Source organism: Methylobacterium sp. FF17 (assembly GCF_025813715.1).
Classification (GTDB): domain Bacteria; phylum Pseudomonadota; class Alphaproteobacteria; order Rhizobiales; family Beijerinckiaceae; genus Methylobacterium; species Methylobacterium flocculans.
Window position 1 is genome coordinate 47,988 of the sequence record NZ_CP107533.1, and the last position, 15,976, is coordinate 63,963.

Genomic DNA, 15,976 nt, shown 5'->3' on the forward strand with positions numbered 1-15,976 from the left:
GGGAAGGCATCTATGGGTAAGGTCCAACCCGTCTGAGGGGTGTTGTTCGGCTTCGGCCGATTTGGGCATGACTCGCACGAGTGCTGCCGCGTGTGCGGATGATGGATGCCCGATTCCAGACCATCCGGGATAACTATCCAAAGAGATAACTGCAAGTTGGATATGCAATCATCATTACCCCGATCGCCAGCATTATCGCGCCTGGAAAGCCAATGACTAGCTCTAAAATCTCCTTCTTGGCCTCGGATTTCTGAAACTTCACCGCCTCCTCCCAATTCGGAAGTGCAACCACGCCGTGCTCATTCGAGTTTTCAAAGACGAACTTGTTGTGCGGTATGACGACTTTCTTCAGCATGATGTAGATCAACCAAGCACCCATCATCATGCACGGCCATCCCAGGAGCCATATAATCATCAACATCATCGCCTCTCGCCATCTCTCCCGCTACCGGCACAGCGGCTACCCGCCACTCGAACTCGCGCAGTCTTTAAAGCAAGTTCGCCGAGTTCTCCGCCAGCACGACGGCAACGATGTGTCACCATGTGGGGCCATACGAACAATCACAGGATACAGTCCAATCTCAGGGGTTTCTGGATCCGCCGGACCGGATACCCAGCCTTCGCTTCACGACTCCTCCCTTGGCTGTAGTCGCGCCCGGCGCAGGGCCTGCAGGACGGGCCCGAGGGAGTAGGTGCCGGAGCGTTTTCGCTCCGTGAGGGTCCGCAGGTAGCCGCCTGGGCTCTTGATGCGCTCATGGCGCTCGAGGATGGCCGCCAGCGTGATCGCGGCAGCCTCGGCGCCCATCGCATCCTGCGCGTCGCTCCAGGCCATGGGGCTGATGCCGAGCATCGGCCGGATTCGATCGGCCGTCTCGATCAGGTCGTGCCAGGATCGGATTCCGGAGGGCGAGAAATCCTGCACCTGAGAGCAGGCCTCGAGCACGGATCTGAGGGGATACGTCGAGCGGATCGTGGAATCGGCAGCCGGTGAACGCACGGTGTTTGAGTCAGGGACTGAGGGCGGCTTCTGCGCATCCCCGGATGCCTTTTCAATAACAGGGTCATCGGGGTTTGAACTCTGTATGTGCCGCTCGCTCTGAGCGGCACTGCCGCTCGTTTTTTTGGATTCTACACGAGCCGTCAGTGCGGCGCTCACAGCCAGGGCGAGGACCTCCAGGCCGTCGGCGAGTACCGTGACGTCGGCAGGCTCGGGCCGGCGCGGGTAGGCTGCCAGGAGTGCGAGGAACTGCGCCCGCAGCTCGTCGGCCGGCGGCTCCGAAGCGGGCTCGATGCCGTCGTCGCGATCGAGGGCATCGAGGAGCTTGGCGCAATCGCGGCGAAGCAGGCTCGCTTTCTCGCGGGCAAGACGCTGGGCGAGAACATCGGCCCGGACGGCCGCCGCCATGCCGGCGATTTCGGCCGCGCGAAGGGCGAGGGGAGTCAGGTCGAAGCCGAAGGCGCGCTCAATCTGCCCGCCCTCGCCGCGGCGGACGTAGCGCTTGCCGTTGGGGCTGTCGCGCCGGATGACGAGGCCCGCCTCGACCAGCGCCGAGAGGTGGCGGCGCAGCGCTGCCTCGGAAAGGCCGCGCGCCCGAGTGGCCAGAGTCCGATTCGACGGAAACACCACCAAATCGACGACGTCGTCCGGATCTGGAGCCAGCACGGTCTCGGGATGGAACGTCAGCAGGGCCTCGAGCACGGTGAGGGTCGCGGCCGAGAGGCCGAGCCTCTTGCGCGCCGCGGTGAGGTCGTGCAGCACGCGCCACTTCTCCGCCACGACACCGGCAGGCCGGCGGTTGGCGTCGGCCTGCGCGACAAGCTGCGCAGGCGTGAGCGATCGCGCGCCGAACGGCGCGGTGATCCGCCTGACCACCTCGCCGAGGCGGCCACTGGTGTTGGTCATACGCCCGATCCTCTCCTTGGTCGGGCCGCAACACGTCGTTCAGAGCCGCTCCGTAGAGCGGGCTCTGTCCAGGCAAAGCCTCTCCGTCACGAGAAATGCGCTTTCTCGCTTGACGCCCGGGGGCGTTCTGTGGCTTGTGAGGAGTGGTTTTGAAGCCCTCACAAATTCTATGACGGTCACTCGGCCCTCATCTCCCGGCAAGGAGGTGGGGGCCGATGGCTTTTCAGGGTCTGACTGCGGCGGCGGGTTCTCCGGGGGTTGCGATGGCTCCCGTGAGGGAGTCGGTGAATTGGCATCTCGGTTGCCACGCTCGAAAGAGTCAACCGGATTCGCCCATTGGATGTGACTCAAGCGTATTTTCGGCGCACATCTGCATCTGTGAGAGCATTCACAGCTTGTGGCGTCGGCGCTTTAGGAAGCTGGATGTCCAGCGTGAATAAGCACTCCTTGATCGCAGAGGTGATCTTGCCGCCCAGAGGCGTGCCGTCAGGGGCGGGGGCCGATGGCTTTTCCTGGATGCTGACGGCGCCGATGTTCCGGGTGGCCTTGTAGACGTGATTCGCCGATCTCGCGGGGAGAGAGAGGCTGCTGATCGCACCGGCCTGCATGGCGGCGGCGCGGAAGCGCCTTGCTGACGCGCCCGACAGCGCCTCGGGGTAGACGACGTGAATGAGGGCGGTCGCGGCGTGTCCCGATTTGCCCTCCGCGAGAGCCTCGACGCAGCGCGCGATCACGAGAGCGGTGGTGAGAGCCGATGACGGGCGGATACAGACTAGCCCGCCCGTGGACAGGGCGGAGCGCAGTTCGAAGCCCTCGGAGAGAGAGACGCTGGTCAGGCCCGCGATCTCCCGGGCATGAACAGCGAGGGCCTTGCGCCCGTTCGCGCGCGTCTCGTCCTTGAGCTCCTTGAGCGGTTTGATGGCCGCCCTGAGGGCGGCGCCATCCGAGGAGGAGAGGCGTGCAGCGCTGACCTCGTCGCCGCCGATCTCGTACTCCCCGTTGACCAGACGGCCGAGCGCGGCTTCGTCGATGAAAGCCTCGTAGAGCGAGAGCGGGTTCATCTGGTGGCGGGCGCCGAGCATCTCGAGGATCGGCATCAACGCCTGATTCACGGCGCCGGCGTCGGGCCCGAGGCCCAGATCCGTGACGGCAGAGGCCAGGGTCGAAGGCGCGATCCGCAGCGGCGGTCGCGGCACAGCCTGGAGATCGATGGAATAGATCTCGTTGTCCCGGCCGTAGGGCCTCGCCACCTCGGCGAGGCGCCCGGTCAGCATTGGCTGCTTGACACTCTGAACGACGATGGCGCCCATGCGATTGATACAGGCGCCGAGGGCGAGGCTGCAGATTGCCTGCTCCTGCCATCGCGGATCGTCGCCGTTGATGGACAGGCCTTGGACGAGGTCCTCGCGCCGAAGCCAGACTTGGCCGGTGGCGGCAAGGCCGATCGGCCAGGAAGCGTCGCCGCGCCGGCGCGTGGTCTCATCGCGGTAGCCGCGCCGGCCGAGATGGAGCGGCACACGTGCCGGCGCTCGCCAGGTGCGCCACCCGTAGGTGAAGTGGCGCAGGTAGCGGTATCCCGCGTAAGCGAGGATCGTCTCCGGCACGAACGGGGCGGCGATCGCCGAGAAGGAGAGGGCGGTCGCGATCCCGAAATGGGTCGCGATCTCTTTGGGGGTTGCGTCGTTCATCACTCAGTTCCCCTTGCCGCCATCCTTGCCGCGCATCTGCGACAGCATGGTCGCGCCCTTGCGCGAGCCCGAGATCATCCCCGCCATGGTGCGATGCGTGCGGCCGCCCGCGATCTGGTTGGGCGAGTTCGGCATGACGATGCCGGCCGCAGCCACCGCGGTGGCGTTACCGGTGCGGCGCTCGATCTGCGCCCCGATCCAGGAGAGCACGGTCTCGGGCAGGGCGCTGATCTGCCCGGCGGCCAGCATGACGATCGAGAACAGGACGACGGCGTAGACGAACAGTCCGGCGGTGCCGACCATGGCGTAGGCGATGGTTCCGTCCGGCGCGATCATCGCGAGCGCGCCGCGGAAGAAGATGTTGGTGATGTCGATCCCGACCCGCATCAGCAGGAGTGAGACGAGCAGGCCGATCACGATCAGGGGCGGCCGGAGCAGGATGCCGAGGAAGAACATGTAGCCCTGCCCGCTGTTGCCGACGAAGGAGTCGGATCGGGCCGGCATGAACTTGGTGAGCAGCCAGATCGGCACGGCGATCATCGCCTCGGCGACGACGAGGAACCAGTTGAAGGTCGCCATCAGGAAGTGGACGATCACCACGAACGGCACGAGGCCGATCAGCATGAAGGCGGCGGCGAACAGGATCGCGGCGAGGAAATACAGGAACCCTGCGGCTCCCTGGATCACTTGCCTCACCGCGTTGTCGTCACCGACCTTGAAGAACCCCATCGTCCAGTCGGTCAAGTCAAATGAAATTCCTGCAGCCGTCGACACTAATCCGAAATTGGCGATGGTCTGACCAACCTCCTGCACCTCGAGGACCGGGTCTTTCCACGTGGTGCTCTCGGGTCTGCTGATGATCGAGAGAATGCCCGAGTAGATCGCCGCCAGACCTTTCGCGAACCGGTTCGGCGGGTCGTTCTGCGCGGCGGGGTTGTCGCTCGTGACGCGGGCGATGCTGCCCGAGCCCTGGGCGGCGATGTAGCCGCCGAAGCTCGCGACGTAGGAGAGGTTGCGCTGCGCCTCCTCGGCGAGCGGCGCGTAGGCGCTGTGCCCGAAGTAGGGGATGTAGGCGTTGATGTTGGCGGGGGGCACGACCCGGATCGAGCCGGCAGCTCCAGCCGAGGCGACGAGGAGCTTGACCTGGACTAGGCTCATCGAGCGCTGCCACAGCGCGGCCGAGAGCCAGCCGTTGTCGGCGGTGTTCGAGAGGTAGTTGCGCAGCGCGGTGTCGAGCTGAGCGTTGTTGCTCTGGGTCAGGCTCTGGCTGGCGGTGTCGTAGGCCGCGTCGAGCGCGTCCTTGATGCGGCCCTTGATCGCCACGTCGTCGCGGCTGCCGGAGGTGATGGTGCTGGCGATGCCGCTCGCCGCGCCGTCGAGGCTGTTGAGCGCCGCCTGGAACGAGCGCTGGCTCTGCTGCTCGGCCAGGTCGAGGAGCATACGGGTGGTGCTGGCGTCGTTGGAGTCGGTCAGGTTGGGACTGATCTTGGTGTATTCGTGGACGATGCCGCCGCAGAGGTTGTTCGACTTGCGGAAATAGCCGTTGGCGTCGATGAAGTGGTAGGTCGTGGACCGGGCGCTGGACAGGCCCCAGAGGGCGCTGTCCGTCGTCGTCTCCGAGCGGATCGAGGCGGCATCGTCGCGACCCGACACGTTGGTGGCGTACTTCTGCAGCGCCTGGGCGCAGACATGGCCGTAGAGCCGCCCCTGGAGGGCGTCGGCGAGCTTGCCGCGCAGCGTGAAGTCGCCGAGTTGCTGGCTCGGCTGGGCGAGCGTGCCGTACATGCCGGTGAGCTGGGTGCCGGCGACGCGGGTCCAGAGGGTGTCGCCGAACCCGGAGCCCCAGACGGCGATCTGCACCACCAGGATCTGCACGAGCGACAGGCCGCTCTTGATCGGCAGGCTGAGGATGGCGCCGGTGATCACCCGCAGCAGGGTGTACCTGGCGCTCGATCCGCGCCCGAACGCCTCGCCGTCGTTGGCCGTGTCGGCGACGAGCGAGTAGAGCAGGTAGCAGGCGAGGATCGTCGCGACGATCAGGCAGCCGACGTTGAAATACCCCAACGCGACGGTGAGCGGCCGGTCGTCGGTGCAGGTGGCGGCGGTCCAGACGCCGTCGACCACGCAGCCGAGCAATTTGCGCAGGTTCACCAGCGCCAGGTCGTTCTGGACCGGCGTGAAGATCTCCTTGCCCGTGGTCTGGGCCTGGGCGGCCGTCGCGGCAAGGAGGGCGAGGCTGCCGGCGGCGGCCAGGATCCTGGCGAGGCGGCCGGCGGGCGAGATCCTGCGGAGCATGGGCGCCTCTACAGGTTGCCGCCGGCCTGCACGGCCAGGATGGTGCCGAACAAGGCCGCGATACGGGCCTGCTGCTCGATGAGCTGCTGGCGCAGCGCCAGCGCCATCGAGCGCATGCGGGTGAGCTCGATGAGCAGCCCGTGCTCGGACTGGCCGGCGAGCCCGGCCGACCACGCCTCATATTGCGGACCGCCGCCGTACTGGCCGATCAGCGCGTCGAGCTGGGCGAGCGGGGAGGGGGCGGCACTTCCGACCTCGTGCCCCTCGGCCGAGGACATCGCCCGCACGGCGCTGAGCGAGACGAGGGCGGGCGAGCGCAGGGCCTCGACTCGGCGCGCCTTGAGCATCATCAGGTCGGCCTCGGCGCCCGGCATCGCCGCCGTCGGCTTGGGCATCGGCAGGCCGGCCATGGCCTGGATCACCGCCTTGCGGTCGTCGTCGCTGGCGGCCGGATCGAGGAGTACCGCCGCGTCCGTCCTGGTCGGATCCTGCAGCCGGTCGCGGGTCGCCTGGGGGAGGGGGGTGTTCTTGCCCGGCGCCACGTCGAGGCCACGATAGGTCTCCCGGCCGGTCATGGTGATGGTGCCCATGGCCCGGTTGGTCGCGTTCATCAGGTCGATCGAGCCGCAGGCGTTCACCCCCTGGCCGGTGTCGATCGCATACTGCTCGCGGGCATCCACCAGGGCGCGGCGCTGGGCGACCTGGGACAGGGTGGCGGCCACGGCCTGCTGGGTGTTGCTGACGAGGTTGACCTCGCGCGCGCCGTTGGTCGAGGTCTGGGCCGTCTGCACCTTCATCGCCGAGAGCAGCATCTCCAGGGTGAGGCTGCGCTGCGTGGCGACGGTGGTGCCCATGGTGGTCACCCGGGCGGTCAGGGTGGTGGTGGCGCTGTTGTGGCCCGCGATCCAGATCGGATCGGCCACGAAGCAGCTCTGCGCCACCGCCGGCGCGGCGACGGCAAGGCTGAGGGCGGCGACGGACGCGGCGAGGAGAGCCGGCTTCATCATGGCGTCTGGAAGCTCGCTGGGGTGGAGGGCCGGCGGCCGGGCGCGGGGACGCTGTTCGTGATGCGGGCGTTGACCATGGCGAGCAGCAGCGCCGCGGCCGTGGCCTCGGTGCGCATGCCGCGCTTGATCTGGTGGGAGAGGAGGGCGAGGTTGGCCGCCTCCATCCGCACCGCGTCCTGGATGATGCCGCGGTCGTGCTGGCCGGCGACGCCGGCGGCCCACGCCGCGCCGCCGTCGTTGCCCTGCCAGTGCGTGGAGAGGGCCCGGGCCTTCGCGACCGGGCCGTCGGCCCGGTAGTCGGCGGCGATGTCGGCGAGCACGACCGCCGTCATCGAGCGGTAGGTGTCCCGGCCGGTCTTCTCCAGCTTGGCGAGATCGGTGGTGGCGGTCGTGGCGCCGATCCGCGGCTGCGGGTCGGGCGGACCGACGATCGCGTTGATGAACTTCGAGGCGGCCGCGGCGTCGCCGCTGTAGAGCGAGGCCCCGTCCGGCGCGTCACCGGATTTCACGTCGGCGACCCAATCCTTCGGGTCGGCGTAGCGGCCGGGCTGGGCCCGGACCGGCGTGACGATCTGCCGGCGGACAGCAGGGGAGCCCGTCATCGCGGTATAGAGCGCCTGGGCCTTGGTGTTCGACCCGCACGGGTCGTAGCCGACCGAGCCGTAGCGGTGGGCGGCGAGCGCCACGGCCTGGCGCTGTTCCTGCGTGACCACGGTGGTAGCCAGCGCCTCGCTCGAGGCGCGGAAGCCGTTGCTGACCTGATCGGAGCCGGCAGCAGACTGGGCCGTCAACACCTTGACGGCGGACAGGAGCCGCGCCCGCTCGGCGATTTCCTGTGCGACCAGGGCGGCCTCGGTGGTGGTGATCGCGCCCGCGATCGCCGTGGTCAGGGCGGTGGTCGCGCCGTTCACGCGGTACTCGACCCCGAAGCAGGTCTGGGCCTCGGCCGGGATGACGCCGCCGATCGCCGCGACGATGGCGCCGAGTCCGGTGAGGGCAATGGCGGTGCGACGCGTCATGGCGTGCTGCCCTGGCGGCTGTCACCGCCCATGCCGCCGACGAGGACGCCGACGAGGTTGGCGCGAGCCCCGCTCATGATCGCGCCCTGGCGCCGGGCCTGGACGAAGGCGGCATCCTCCTCCGCGTTGGTGGGGGTGGGTTTCACCGTGGGTAGCGGGGCAACGGTGTCGAGGTAGTCGGCCGCCGTCATCACCTCCTCGGCGCCGTAATCACGGTTGAACAGCCAGGGCGCGGCGTCGGAGTCGCCCGCGCCGTAGCCGCCTGGCTTGGCGCCGGTGCACCAGCCCGTGGCCTGCTCGGAGGGCGAGCAGTAGAAGGTCCGACGCTGCTCGAGCGTGTCGCCCATGCGCGCGGCGGCGTCCCCACCGCTGGTCAGCCAGCGCTGGTCGGCCTGGCGGAATGCCTGGCGGACCGCCGCTGCCGATGTCGCGCTGTCCCGCTCGTCCGAGAGGCCCTGCGCAATCGAGCAGGCGGCGTAGCCGGTGCCGGTATCGTAGCCGTACTGGTGCTGGGCCCGGGCGAGGCGCAGGGCGTTGTCCTGGCTCACCAGAGTCGAGGCCGCGGCCTCGGCCGCCGCCTTGTGGCCGTTGGTGGTCTGGAGCGCGGTGGCGCTCGACTGCGCCCCGGACACCTTCATGCCGGACAACAGCCGCTGCAGGGAGATCTCCCATTGCGGGAAGAGCCCCTGCGCCTGGGCCGGGACTGTCAGCGCGGTGGCGAGGACGGCGCATGCCGGAAGGAGGGGGGAGAGCTGGCGCATCACGGCCGGCCCTCCACGGGACGCGCGTCGAGGGCGTAGAGGGCGACGAGCTGGGCGAGCGCGGCGTCAATCTGCGCGTCGTAGTCGAAGGTGTTGGCGGTCAGCTCGGTCGCGTTCATGCGGGCGAGCTCGATGTAGAGGCTGCGGTTGGGTTGGTTGGCCACCTTCACCGCATGGTCCTCGGATCCGCTGGCCTTCTCGGCAGCGCTGGCGATCGCTTTCTGCTGCGACTGGGTGTCGGAGCGCGACACGGTCTCGCTGGCAGCGCCCTCGTTGGCCCCTGGTGCACAGGTCTTCGGCAGCGTCGTGTCGCGTGGTCCGCCCGCCATGTCCGGGTACTTGTTTGAGATCGGGATCTGGCGCGGCAGGAAAGGTTCCGGGTTGACGAAGTACCAGGCCTGCGGAAGGGCTTCCTTGATCGCGTCGCCGGTCAATGGGCTCGTCGATTTACGTGAACCCTCGCGCCAGACCCGACCATTGGTTCCGGTGGTGGAGAGTGTACTACCCTTGAGGAGCGCGCCGAGATGAAGGTGTGGGGCACAGCTATCCATGCCCTTGCACCCCATCGTACCGACCTGATCGCCGGCCGCGAGCTGACCGGACTGCCCGTCTTTGAGCGTTGTCGTGTTCATGTGTAGATAGAAGAAACGTGTGTCTCCAGAGACCACGTCGGCAATGACACCCCCGCCACCGAAATGGCGATATCGAACACTTCCCGCCGATCCAGAATAGATCGGCGTTCCTGCCCCCTCACTGTTTACGATATCCATGCCCTGGTGATAGCCGGCCGACGCACCAGGGCGGCCGGTCCTGTCGACACCATAAGGGGAAGACACACGCTGACCAGCCGGCTTCATAATATCGGCTGTAAGGCAGGTTCCCGCGACAGCTTGACTGCTGGACAAAACAGCGGCCAAAATCGTTGAAAGAAGCGAACCATGTCGTTTCATTTCACACCTCCCGCCGAGGCGCAAAGCTCGTGAGGGGTATTGTTAAACAAGATCTTGGTAGGACCTTTCACGATCAGAGTGAAAGAGTCTTCGTCTTCATCGCCCTGAATCAGATATTCATCAGGAATTGATTTATCATATTCGCATGCAGCGAAGACTCTAATGTATCGACCGTCCTTCTTGATTTTTTTGACCGGGCAGCGTCCCTCCCCGCCTCCGATTCGTTTGACCACACGGTTAGGCTCGATCTTCAAGAAGGGCGGACTGCAATCGAGGCCGTGATTGGACGAATGACCCCATTCACCCACTGGCAGGGAGAGCTTCTCGGCCTGCGCAGAGCCAACGGCTGACAGGAACAGGGTCGCGGAGAGAAGAGCTACACGGCGGATCATTGGAACATCTCCCCGAAGCCGCCGCTGGACGGCACGGGTTTCGTGAGCCCGGGCGTGGAGGCCGACGGAGCCACCTCCGGCTGGACGACGACGGGCGCGGGGGTTTGCGGGGCCTGGGTCAGATTGAGCGCCGAGCCGAAGGCCGAGTTCTGGACGTGGTTGTAGGAGCCGAGCCCGGTGATGCTCGGCAGCGTGATCGGCGAGATCGAGCCGTTGAGCTGCCGGAACAGGTCGCCCGAGATCGAGCTCTGGAAGCTCGTCATCTGCTGGTTGATGCTGCGGATCGTGTCCCGGAGCTGATCGTCGAGGATCTGGCAGACCTGCCGCTTGGCCGCGTCGATCACGGACGAGATCAGGTTCTGCGCCGCGCCCGTCAGGAAGCCGCTGAGATCCGGGATCAGGTTCGACAGGTCGAAGCGCTTCAGGAGATCGCCGGCGATGCAGGAGTTCGGGCCGTTGAAGAAGCTCGACGGATTGACCTTGGCCGCGTCGATCAGGGCGATCTGACGCTGCACGGCGGCATCGGCCGCCTGGCGCACCAGGCAGTTGTTCCCGCTCGTCTGGGCCGCGGCCGGAGCGGCGCCGGCGAGCGCGAGCCCGCCGGCGAGGACGACGCGGCGCAAGCCAGTTCGCATCCGGATCCGGAGCGGAGTCGGGTCTAGAACGCGGGCCATTTGCCACCTTCGATGAATTTCGCAAAGATGTATTTGAGGAACCGCATCGGTCCCATCTTGCGATGATTGCAGTAGGCCAGGAACGCCGCGTACAAAGCCAGGGCGATGAACGTGTAGCGGCTCAGGCCCGTCACGATCAGCAGGGGGAAGAAGGCCGCGATGCTGCCGTGCAGGCCGAAGAACCGCAGCGGCACGGCGGACCACCGCCACGGGAGATGGCGATCGCTCATGCGGGCTCCTTCGGCTTCGTGATCGGCGTGCCGGGCGCCGGCTGCCCGGCCGGCGGCGCCCTGCGTCCGCCGGCCCAGGCGCGGGCCTGGCCGATGTCGAGGTGGCAGAACGAGGCGTAGATCCCGACCCCGCCGCGGCCGCAGAGCGCGCCGGCGACCGCCAGGGCGTCCGGGGCGTAGCCGGCCGCCTTGAGGTCGACCGCCCGGCCGGCGAGGTGGAGCGAGTCCCGGGCCGCACCCTCGAGGCCGGCGTTGTGCCGGGGCGTGCGGTAGCCGGAGGTCACGATCAGCGGCACGACGGCGCCATGGACCGCGCTCATCGCCCCTTGGACCGCGGCGAGGAGGTCGAACAGGCGCGGGTCGATCCAGACCGCCGCGCTGGCGTCGCGGACATCGCGCAGGAGCCAGGACAGCATGAGGAGGTCGCGCGCGTAGTCGCCGTCCGGCGTCCGGACGATCGCGCTCACCTCTTCGCCGGTGCCCTCGCGCCGTAGCCACAGCCGCACGGGCGGGGGTAGGGCGACGGCGCCGGCGAGCGCCGCGGCGTAGGCCCGGTCGAGCCCGCAGGCGGGCAGGGCGGCGAGCGCCGCGAGGCCGGAGAGCAGGCTACGCCGCGAGACGGGCATCGCGGTATCCGTAGCGGTCGAGGACGCGGCGGGCGGTCTTCACGTCGATCGCGCCCTGCTCCAGCGCGGCCAGGACGGTGACCTTCATCGAGCGGCCGTCCTCGCCCCGCCCGATGATCGCCCGCAGGGTGTCGACGGCCTCGGCCATGCCGGCCCGGGCCACCTCGCGCCGGACCCGGTCGGTGAGGACCTGCCACTCGCGCAGGCAGACCCGGCCGCCGCCGACCCGCGGCACCAAGAGCTGCGAGACGAGGAGGTGCGTGCTCGCGAGCACGTCGTGGAAGGCTTGGACCTGGAGGTCGGCCGGGAATTTCAGCGTCAACCGGCGCAGGATGTGGGCGACGTCGTTGGCATGCGTCGTGGTGTAGATCGGATGGCCGGTCTGGGCCGCCTCGACGCTGGCCAGGATCGTGTCCATGTCGCGCAGCTCGCCCACCATGATGAGCGCGGGCTTGCGCCGCAGCGAGTTGCGCACGCCGGCGGCGAACGAGGGCAGGTGCAGGCCGATCTCGTGCTGCATGACGGTGCAGGTCGCCGACGCCACGGCTTCGAACACGAACTCGATCGGCGCCTCGTAGCTGAGGATGTTGCCGTGGATCGGCGTCGGCTCCTCGAGGATCCGGCGCATCAGGGCGGCGAGCGTCGTGGTCTTGCCCGAGCCGGTCTCGCCGGCCACGATCACGGCGCCCTGGGCCGGGGTCGATTCCGCGACGATCTCGGGCTCGACGCCGACCGTCGTGACGGTCGGTGGATCGGCCGGGATGTACCGGTTGACGATCTGCACGCCGACGTCGCCCTCGTAGTAGCCGGCGGTGACGTTGACCCTGAACCGGTGCCGGACCGGCGCGACCTCGCGAACGGCCCCGGCCCGGTCCTCGATCGTGATGGCGCGATCAAAGTCCTGGCCCGAGTAGAGCTTAGACATGATCGAGTCGGTCGCGGTCAGCTCGGTGGCGATGCGCGCGAGCGTGCTCGGCTGCAGCCAGACCCGGGTCAGCGCGAAGAGGTGGCCGTGGACGGAGGCCAGCACCGGCCGGCCGGACTGGAAGATGACGTCCGAGGCGTCGATCGCGACGGCATGGACGAGGAGGCGGGAGACCTCGTCGCGGCCATGCACGACGATGTCCTCCTCGGGGTAGCGGGTGGCGCCGGTCCAGAGCATGGCTCACTCCGCGGCCACGGCGGCCGCAGAGGCGGTGCGGAGGAATTTCGGGGCGACGACGATCTTGAGGAGGCGCTGCTCGACCGCGGCCGAGCGGCCGTCCCGGCCGACCTTGAGGGCGGTGGCGCGGGTCTTGACGATCGGCAGGCTGACCGCGCCCTGCGCGGCGAGGTCGTGGTAGCGGCGCATGCCGGCGAAGTCCCGGTCGAGCCGCGCCAGGCCGTCGTCGAAGGCAGCCCTGGCCTGGGCCACGCCGACGTCCAGGCCGCCCTTGTAGCCGACGTCCCAGTTGGCCTGCTCCACATCCCCCTTCGGCGGGGTCCACGTCGTCTTGGCCTCCGGAGGCGGCGCCACGGTGAGATAGTCGCGCCAGTTCGGCGGCTGCACCGTGACCCGCGCGTCGCGCAGGATCTCGAAGCTCCCGAGCGTGGTGACGAGGAGGGTGCGGTTCGGGGTCTGGCGTACCTCGCGCAGCTCGGACACCACCGGGGCCACGATGTCGGGTCCGACCATCACCGCCGCGAACGGGTAGCGCTGGTCGAGCCGGGCGCTGATCTCGGGCGTGTCGAGGTAGGCGGCGATCCGCCGCGACTCCTCGCGGTAGCCGTCCTGGATGCCGGTCGAACGTGCCGTGCGTTGGACCACCTTGGTCGGGCGGTTGGCGTCGCCGAACACCCCGGCCGAGTAGCGGCTGAAATCGGGGTTGGCCGGGTGCGGCGGCGCGGGCGCCGGCTGGTTGTCGCCGAGGTTGGGCGGGAAGGGCTGCGGGCCGTCCTGGCCGGGCAGGCTGCGCGGGCCGTTGGCGATCTGGGCGAGGGCGTTGGCCTGGGCGATGCCGCCGGGGCCGTAATAGCCCGGCGGCGGATACCCGCCGTAGCCGGGCCCGCCGTAGCCGCCGTAGCCGGTGCCGTAGCCGCCATAGCCGGGAGTGGCGTAGCCGCCGCCATAACCGGCGCCGTAGCCACCGTAACCCGGGGCAGCGTAGCCGCCAAAGGCCCCACCGTAGCCCGCGCCGTAGCCGGTCGAGACCGGAGCGCAGGCGGCCGGGTTCTGGGCGCAGTACATATTGGCGACCTGGGCCGCGGCCGGATGGCCGGCGAGGCATAGAGCGGTGGAGAGGAGCCATCCCTTCAGGCGCATGGCTCTAGATCCCGTGCTCGCGCAGCTTGGCATCGACGTGGCCCGAGGTGCTGCCGCCCGTGCTGACGCAGGCCGGAAGTAGAACGCACATCCCGACCAGCACGACAAGCAGTTGAACAAGGGATACGACGCGGCTTCTGTCCATACTGATGCCTCTGAAGATTTTGTTTGTCTTGACCTTGCCGTGGCGGTCCATGTCGTTCCACAAGACAGGACGCAGAAACATCCTGAACGAGCGGGAGCCATGGGGATCAGGTCGTTTGTGAGAAACCGGCTCGCGCGCCGGGTCGGGCCGGAGCACCGACGCTTCGCGAGCATGACCGGCACGGTGCTCGGCGGCACCCACGCCCCCTGCCCGGATTGCCGGCGCGGCCAGCTCGTCGCCGTTCCCGACGCGCTCGACCGGCGCAGGTGCGACGACCCCGCCTGCGGCGCGGAATACGCGCTGGCCGAGCTCGGCCGCACCTTCGCCCAGGAGGGCGCCGACCTGCGCGCGCTGGCAGCCCACGAGCGCCGGCAGGCCTTTACCCTGTTCGTGGCGGCCGAGATCATCGGCGTGCTGGCCGCCGCGTGGGCCGTCTACGCGCATTCCTGGCTCACGCTGTGGGGGGCGCTGCTCCTGTGCATCGTGGTCTGCGCCACCGCGATGGTGTCGCGCTACCGCGCCTGGCAGCTCGAGCAGGGCCGGATGTTCGAGGCGCGGGCGCCGCTCGGCGCATACCTCGCCGCCGAATTCGACGGCCTGTTTCGCCGTAACCGTTGAGCGCCGGATCGCGCGGTCCGGCGCGAGCGTCGGAAGGGCAGGGGACCGCATCGTCAGCCCCCGATCATCGTGCAGACGTTCGCGAGCGACACGTCCATCCTGATCGTGTTGCCGACGAGCTGCGCCACGTCGTTGATGAAGAAGGCCAGCGTGCCGCCGACGAGGTAGAGGAAGGCCGAGCCCGGGCCGCCGGGCTGGCCGCTCGTGGCGTGGTAGAGCTTGGTCCCGGCCACGAGCCACGCGAGCGCGCCGAGGCACATGAAGCAATAGGTGACGGCGAGCCGGATCTGCTCGCAGGTCGAGCCGCGCGGCGACGCGCCGTAGTTGAACATGCCGTAGGTGATGTCGCCGCCCAGAACGAACGAGTTGGCGAATTTCCACAGCAGGACGGGGGCGACGATCATGGCGCTCGCCAGCGCGAGCCGGCCGAAGGCGGCATCGAGCGTCCCGGGCCGGTTGGAGAATTTATATTCTCCCGCAGCCACATTGTAGAGAACATATAATCCGGACGTGCCATACCAGATGCCAAGCAGGGCGATGACCAAAAAGATCAGGTTGACGAAGAGCGGGAACACCTCGCCCAGCGACGCCAGCAGACTGCCGAGATCCGGAATAGCCATCACCGCGCCCCTTTAGAACCATTCGACTGGTATTCCAGTCGTTCCAATCTCTCTTCCAGCGTGTTGATACGCTCCCTCAGCTCCTCCAGTTTCAGATTTGTCGGGTCCATATCGAGATCCGGCCTTCGGTAGAGGCGCTTTTCTTCAGCACTTCCATCATGATACTCAAATCTCGATCTGCTCTTCTTCTGTCCCTCGGGAAGCGCCGGGTCGGCAGCAGCGTGTTGCACCGCACAAACGAAACCAACGCTAAGTAAAATCGCCAAGGTTGTGTTTCGCGATCCGGACCGAACCCAATGTTGCGGGCCGGTTTCCACGCTGCGTGGTCCGCGCTGTCGTTGGCACTGCATGGCGTTGACTAGGAGCTCTTACGCGAACCAGCCTCAGCGACATGAAGCATATACCCATGCATCGTTTTTGAATGCAAAATATACATCGCGTGCGACTGTGTTACGGACACCCTGACGACTCCCGATTTAGGCCGGTCGACTCTTCATATGCTTGCCATTCCTTGACACGTCGGGCGCACCTTCGCAATAAGCTCCCCGTGCAGGAATTCAGCGACTTCCACGAGGCAAACTCAGTATGGAGAACGCAGTCAAACACTTGGCCTGGGCCGGATCACTCGTTGCGTGTGCCTATCTTGCCACAGCCCACAACTGGGTTCCGATCTCGGTTCAGATCGTTGCGGGTACACCTAATCAGTCCGTGGCAGCGCTTCCATTGACGGCCCCTGCGGCAGGCGC

General features: G+C 67.6%; 18 protein-coding genes. 1 reads left to right on the forward strand and 17 read right to left on the reverse strand.

Features of this window, described 5'->3' with window-relative positions:
• Positions 1–133: 133 nt before the first annotated feature.
• From OF380_RS27510 to OF380_RS27580, 15 genes are all read right to left on the reverse strand, one after another.
• Positions 134–385 carry a hypothetical protein gene (locus tag OF380_RS27510; protein ID WP_165090199.1) on the reverse strand — a complete coding sequence of 84 codons (252 nt, stop codon included), beginning with the start codon at positions 383–385 and terminating at the stop codon, positions 134–136.
• A 240-nt stretch (positions 386–625) separates the two neighbouring features.
• On the reverse strand, positions 626–1,903 hold the full coding sequence (gene repC / locus OF380_RS27515) for a plasmid replication protein RepC (RefSeq protein WP_206290101.1): 1,278 nt from the start codon (positions 1,901–1,903) through the stop codon (positions 626–628).
• Between the two features lie 347 nt (positions 1,904–2,250).
• On the reverse strand, positions 2,251–3,591 hold the full coding sequence (locus tag OF380_RS27520; protein ID WP_165090201.1) for a hypothetical protein: 1,341 nt from the start codon (positions 3,589–3,591) through the stop codon (positions 2,251–2,253).
• Between the two features lie 3 nt (positions 3,592–3,594).
• Positions 3,595–5,886 carry a DotA/TraY family protein gene (locus OF380_RS27525; protein ID WP_165090204.1) on the reverse strand — a complete coding sequence of 764 codons (2,292 nt, stop codon included), beginning with the start codon at positions 5,884–5,886 and terminating at the stop codon, positions 3,595–3,597.
• 8 nt (positions 5,887–5,894) lie between these two features.
• A complete protein-coding gene (locus OF380_RS27530) occupies positions 5,895–6,893 on the reverse strand; it encodes a hypothetical protein (protein ID WP_165090206.1) in 999 nt (332 codons plus the stop codon).
• Entirely contained in the window at positions 6,890–7,912 is a 1,023-nt protein-coding gene (locus OF380_RS27535; protein ID WP_165090208.1) for a hypothetical protein, read from the reverse strand. Before OF380_RS27535 ends, OF380_RS27530 begins: the two co-directional genes overlap by 4 nt.
• A complete protein-coding gene (locus tag OF380_RS27540; RefSeq protein ID WP_165090211.1) occupies positions 7,909–8,673 on the reverse strand; it encodes a hypothetical protein in 765 nt (254 codons plus the stop codon). Before OF380_RS27540 ends, OF380_RS27535 begins: the two co-directional genes overlap by 4 nt.
• Positions 8,673–9,623 carry a M23 family metallopeptidase gene (locus tag OF380_RS27545; protein WP_165090213.1) on the reverse strand — a complete coding sequence of 317 codons (951 nt, stop codon included), beginning with the start codon at positions 9,621–9,623 and terminating at the stop codon, positions 8,673–8,675. Before OF380_RS27545 ends, OF380_RS27540 begins: the two co-directional genes overlap by 1 nt.
• Positions 9,620–10,015, reverse strand: a complete 396-nt coding sequence (locus tag OF380_RS27550; RefSeq protein WP_264051529.1) for a hypothetical protein — start codon at positions 10,013–10,015, stop codon at positions 9,620–9,622. Before OF380_RS27550 ends, OF380_RS27545 begins: the two co-directional genes overlap by 4 nt.
• Entirely contained in the window at positions 10,012–10,638 is a 627-nt protein-coding gene (locus tag OF380_RS27555) for a hypothetical protein (RefSeq protein ID WP_246737104.1), read from the reverse strand. Before OF380_RS27555 ends, OF380_RS27550 begins: the two co-directional genes overlap by 4 nt.
• Positions 10,639–10,673: 35 nt before the next feature.
• Positions 10,674–10,919 carry a hypothetical protein gene (locus OF380_RS27560; protein ID WP_165090220.1) on the reverse strand — a complete coding sequence of 82 codons (246 nt, stop codon included), beginning with the start codon at positions 10,917–10,919 and terminating at the stop codon, positions 10,674–10,676.
• Complete coding sequence (locus OF380_RS27565) at positions 10,916–11,545, reverse strand: YcbK family protein (protein ID WP_165090223.1); 630 nt, start codon at positions 11,543–11,545, stop codon at positions 10,916–10,918. The genes OF380_RS27560 and OF380_RS27565 overlap by 4 nt, the downstream gene beginning before the upstream one ends.
• Positions 11,526–12,707, reverse strand: coding sequence for a type IV pilus twitching motility protein PilT (locus OF380_RS27570; protein WP_165090225.1), 1,182 nt, complete (start codon positions 12,705–12,707; stop codon positions 11,526–11,528). The genes OF380_RS27565 and OF380_RS27570 overlap by 20 nt, the downstream gene beginning before the upstream one ends.
• Positions 12,708–12,710: 3 nt before the next feature.
• Positions 12,711–13,847 carry a type IV secretory system conjugative DNA transfer family protein gene (locus OF380_RS27575; RefSeq protein WP_165090228.1) on the reverse strand — a complete coding sequence of 379 codons (1,137 nt, stop codon included), beginning with the start codon at positions 13,845–13,847 and terminating at the stop codon, positions 12,711–12,713.
• Positions 13,848–13,851: 4 nt separating this feature from the next.
• Positions 13,852–14,043 carry a hypothetical protein gene (locus OF380_RS27580; RefSeq protein ID WP_165090231.1) on the reverse strand — a complete coding sequence of 64 codons (192 nt, stop codon included), beginning with the start codon at positions 14,041–14,043 and terminating at the stop codon, positions 13,852–13,854.
• Positions 14,044–14,109: 66 nt separating this feature from the next.
• Here OF380_RS27580 and OF380_RS27585 point away from each other — a divergent pair, with 66 nt between their 5' ends.
• The gene (locus OF380_RS27585; RefSeq protein WP_264051530.1) at positions 14,110–14,610 is read left to right on the forward strand and encodes a hypothetical protein; all 501 of its coding nucleotides are present in this window, start codon (positions 14,110–14,112) and stop codon (positions 14,608–14,610) included.
• A 53-nt stretch (positions 14,611–14,663) separates the two neighbouring features.
• On the opposite strand, the gene OF380_RS27590 is transcribed toward OF380_RS27585, so the two are convergent.
• Positions 14,664–15,230, reverse strand: a complete 567-nt coding sequence (locus tag OF380_RS27590; RefSeq protein ID WP_246737105.1) for a hypothetical protein — start codon at positions 15,228–15,230, stop codon at positions 14,664–14,666.
• Positions 15,230–15,496 carry a hypothetical protein gene (locus tag OF380_RS27595; protein ID WP_264051531.1) on the reverse strand — a complete coding sequence of 89 codons (267 nt, stop codon included), beginning with the start codon at positions 15,494–15,496 and terminating at the stop codon, positions 15,230–15,232. The genes OF380_RS27590 and OF380_RS27595 overlap by 1 nt, the downstream gene beginning before the upstream one ends.
• Between the last annotated feature and the right edge of the window lie 480 nt (positions 15,497–15,976).

Bases quoted from the DNA above. Each gene is read 5' to 3' on its own strand.
- OF380_RS27565 (WP_165090223.1), bottom strand. From the start codon at position 11,545: ATGCCCGTCTCGCGGCGTAGCCTGCTCTCCGGCCTCGCGGCGCTCGCC.
- OF380_RS27525 (WP_165090204.1), bottom strand. From the start codon at position 5,886: ATGCTCCGCAGGATCTCGCCCGCCGGCCGCCTCGCCAGGATCCTGGCC.
- OF380_RS27560 (WP_165090220.1), bottom strand. From the start codon at position 10,919: ATGAGCGATCGCCATCTCCCGTGGCGGTGGTCCGCCGTGCCGCTGCGG.
- OF380_RS27540 (WP_165090211.1), bottom strand. From the start codon at position 8,673: ATGCGCCAGCTCTCCCCCCTCCTTCCGGCATGCGCCGTCCTCGCCACC.
- OF380_RS27575 (WP_165090228.1), bottom strand. From the start codon at position 13,847: ATGCGCCTGAAGGGATGGCTCCTCTCCACCGCTCTATGCCTCGCCGGC.
- OF380_RS27530 (WP_165090206.1), bottom strand. From the start codon at position 6,893: ATGATGAAGCCGGCTCTCCTCGCCGCGTCCGTCGCCGCCCTCAGCCTT.
- OF380_RS27510 (WP_165090199.1), bottom strand. From the start codon at position 385: ATGATGATGGGTGCTTGGTTGATCTACATCATGCTGAAGAAAGTCGTC.
- OF380_RS27570 (WP_165090225.1), bottom strand. From the start codon at position 12,707: ATGCTCTGGACCGGCGCCACCCGCTACCCCGAGGAGGACATCGTCGTG.
- OF380_RS27590 (WP_246737105.1), bottom strand. From the start codon at position 15,230: ATGGCTATTCCGGATCTCGGCAGTCTGCTGGCGTCGCTGGGCGAGGTG.
- OF380_RS27535 (WP_165090208.1), bottom strand. From the start codon at position 7,912: ATGACGCGTCGCACCGCCATTGCCCTCACCGGACTCGGCGCCATCGTC.
- OF380_RS27520 (WP_165090201.1), bottom strand. From the start codon at position 3,591: ATGAACGACGCAACCCCCAAAGAGATCGCGACCCATTTCGGGATCGCG.
- OF380_RS27580 (WP_165090231.1), bottom strand. From the start codon at position 14,043: ATGGACCGCCACGGCAAGGTCAAGACAAACAAAATCTTCAGAGGCATC.
- OF380_RS27550 (WP_264051529.1), bottom strand. From the start codon at position 10,015: ATGATCCGCCGTGTAGCTCTTCTCTCCGCGACCCTGTTCCTGTCAGCC.
- OF380_RS27545 (WP_165090213.1), bottom strand. From the start codon at position 9,623: ATGAAACGACATGGTTCGCTTCTTTCAACGATTTTGGCCGCTGTTTTG.
- repC (WP_206290101.1), bottom strand. From the start codon at position 1,903: ATGACCAACACCAGTGGCCGCCTCGGCGAGGTGGTCAGGCGGATCACC.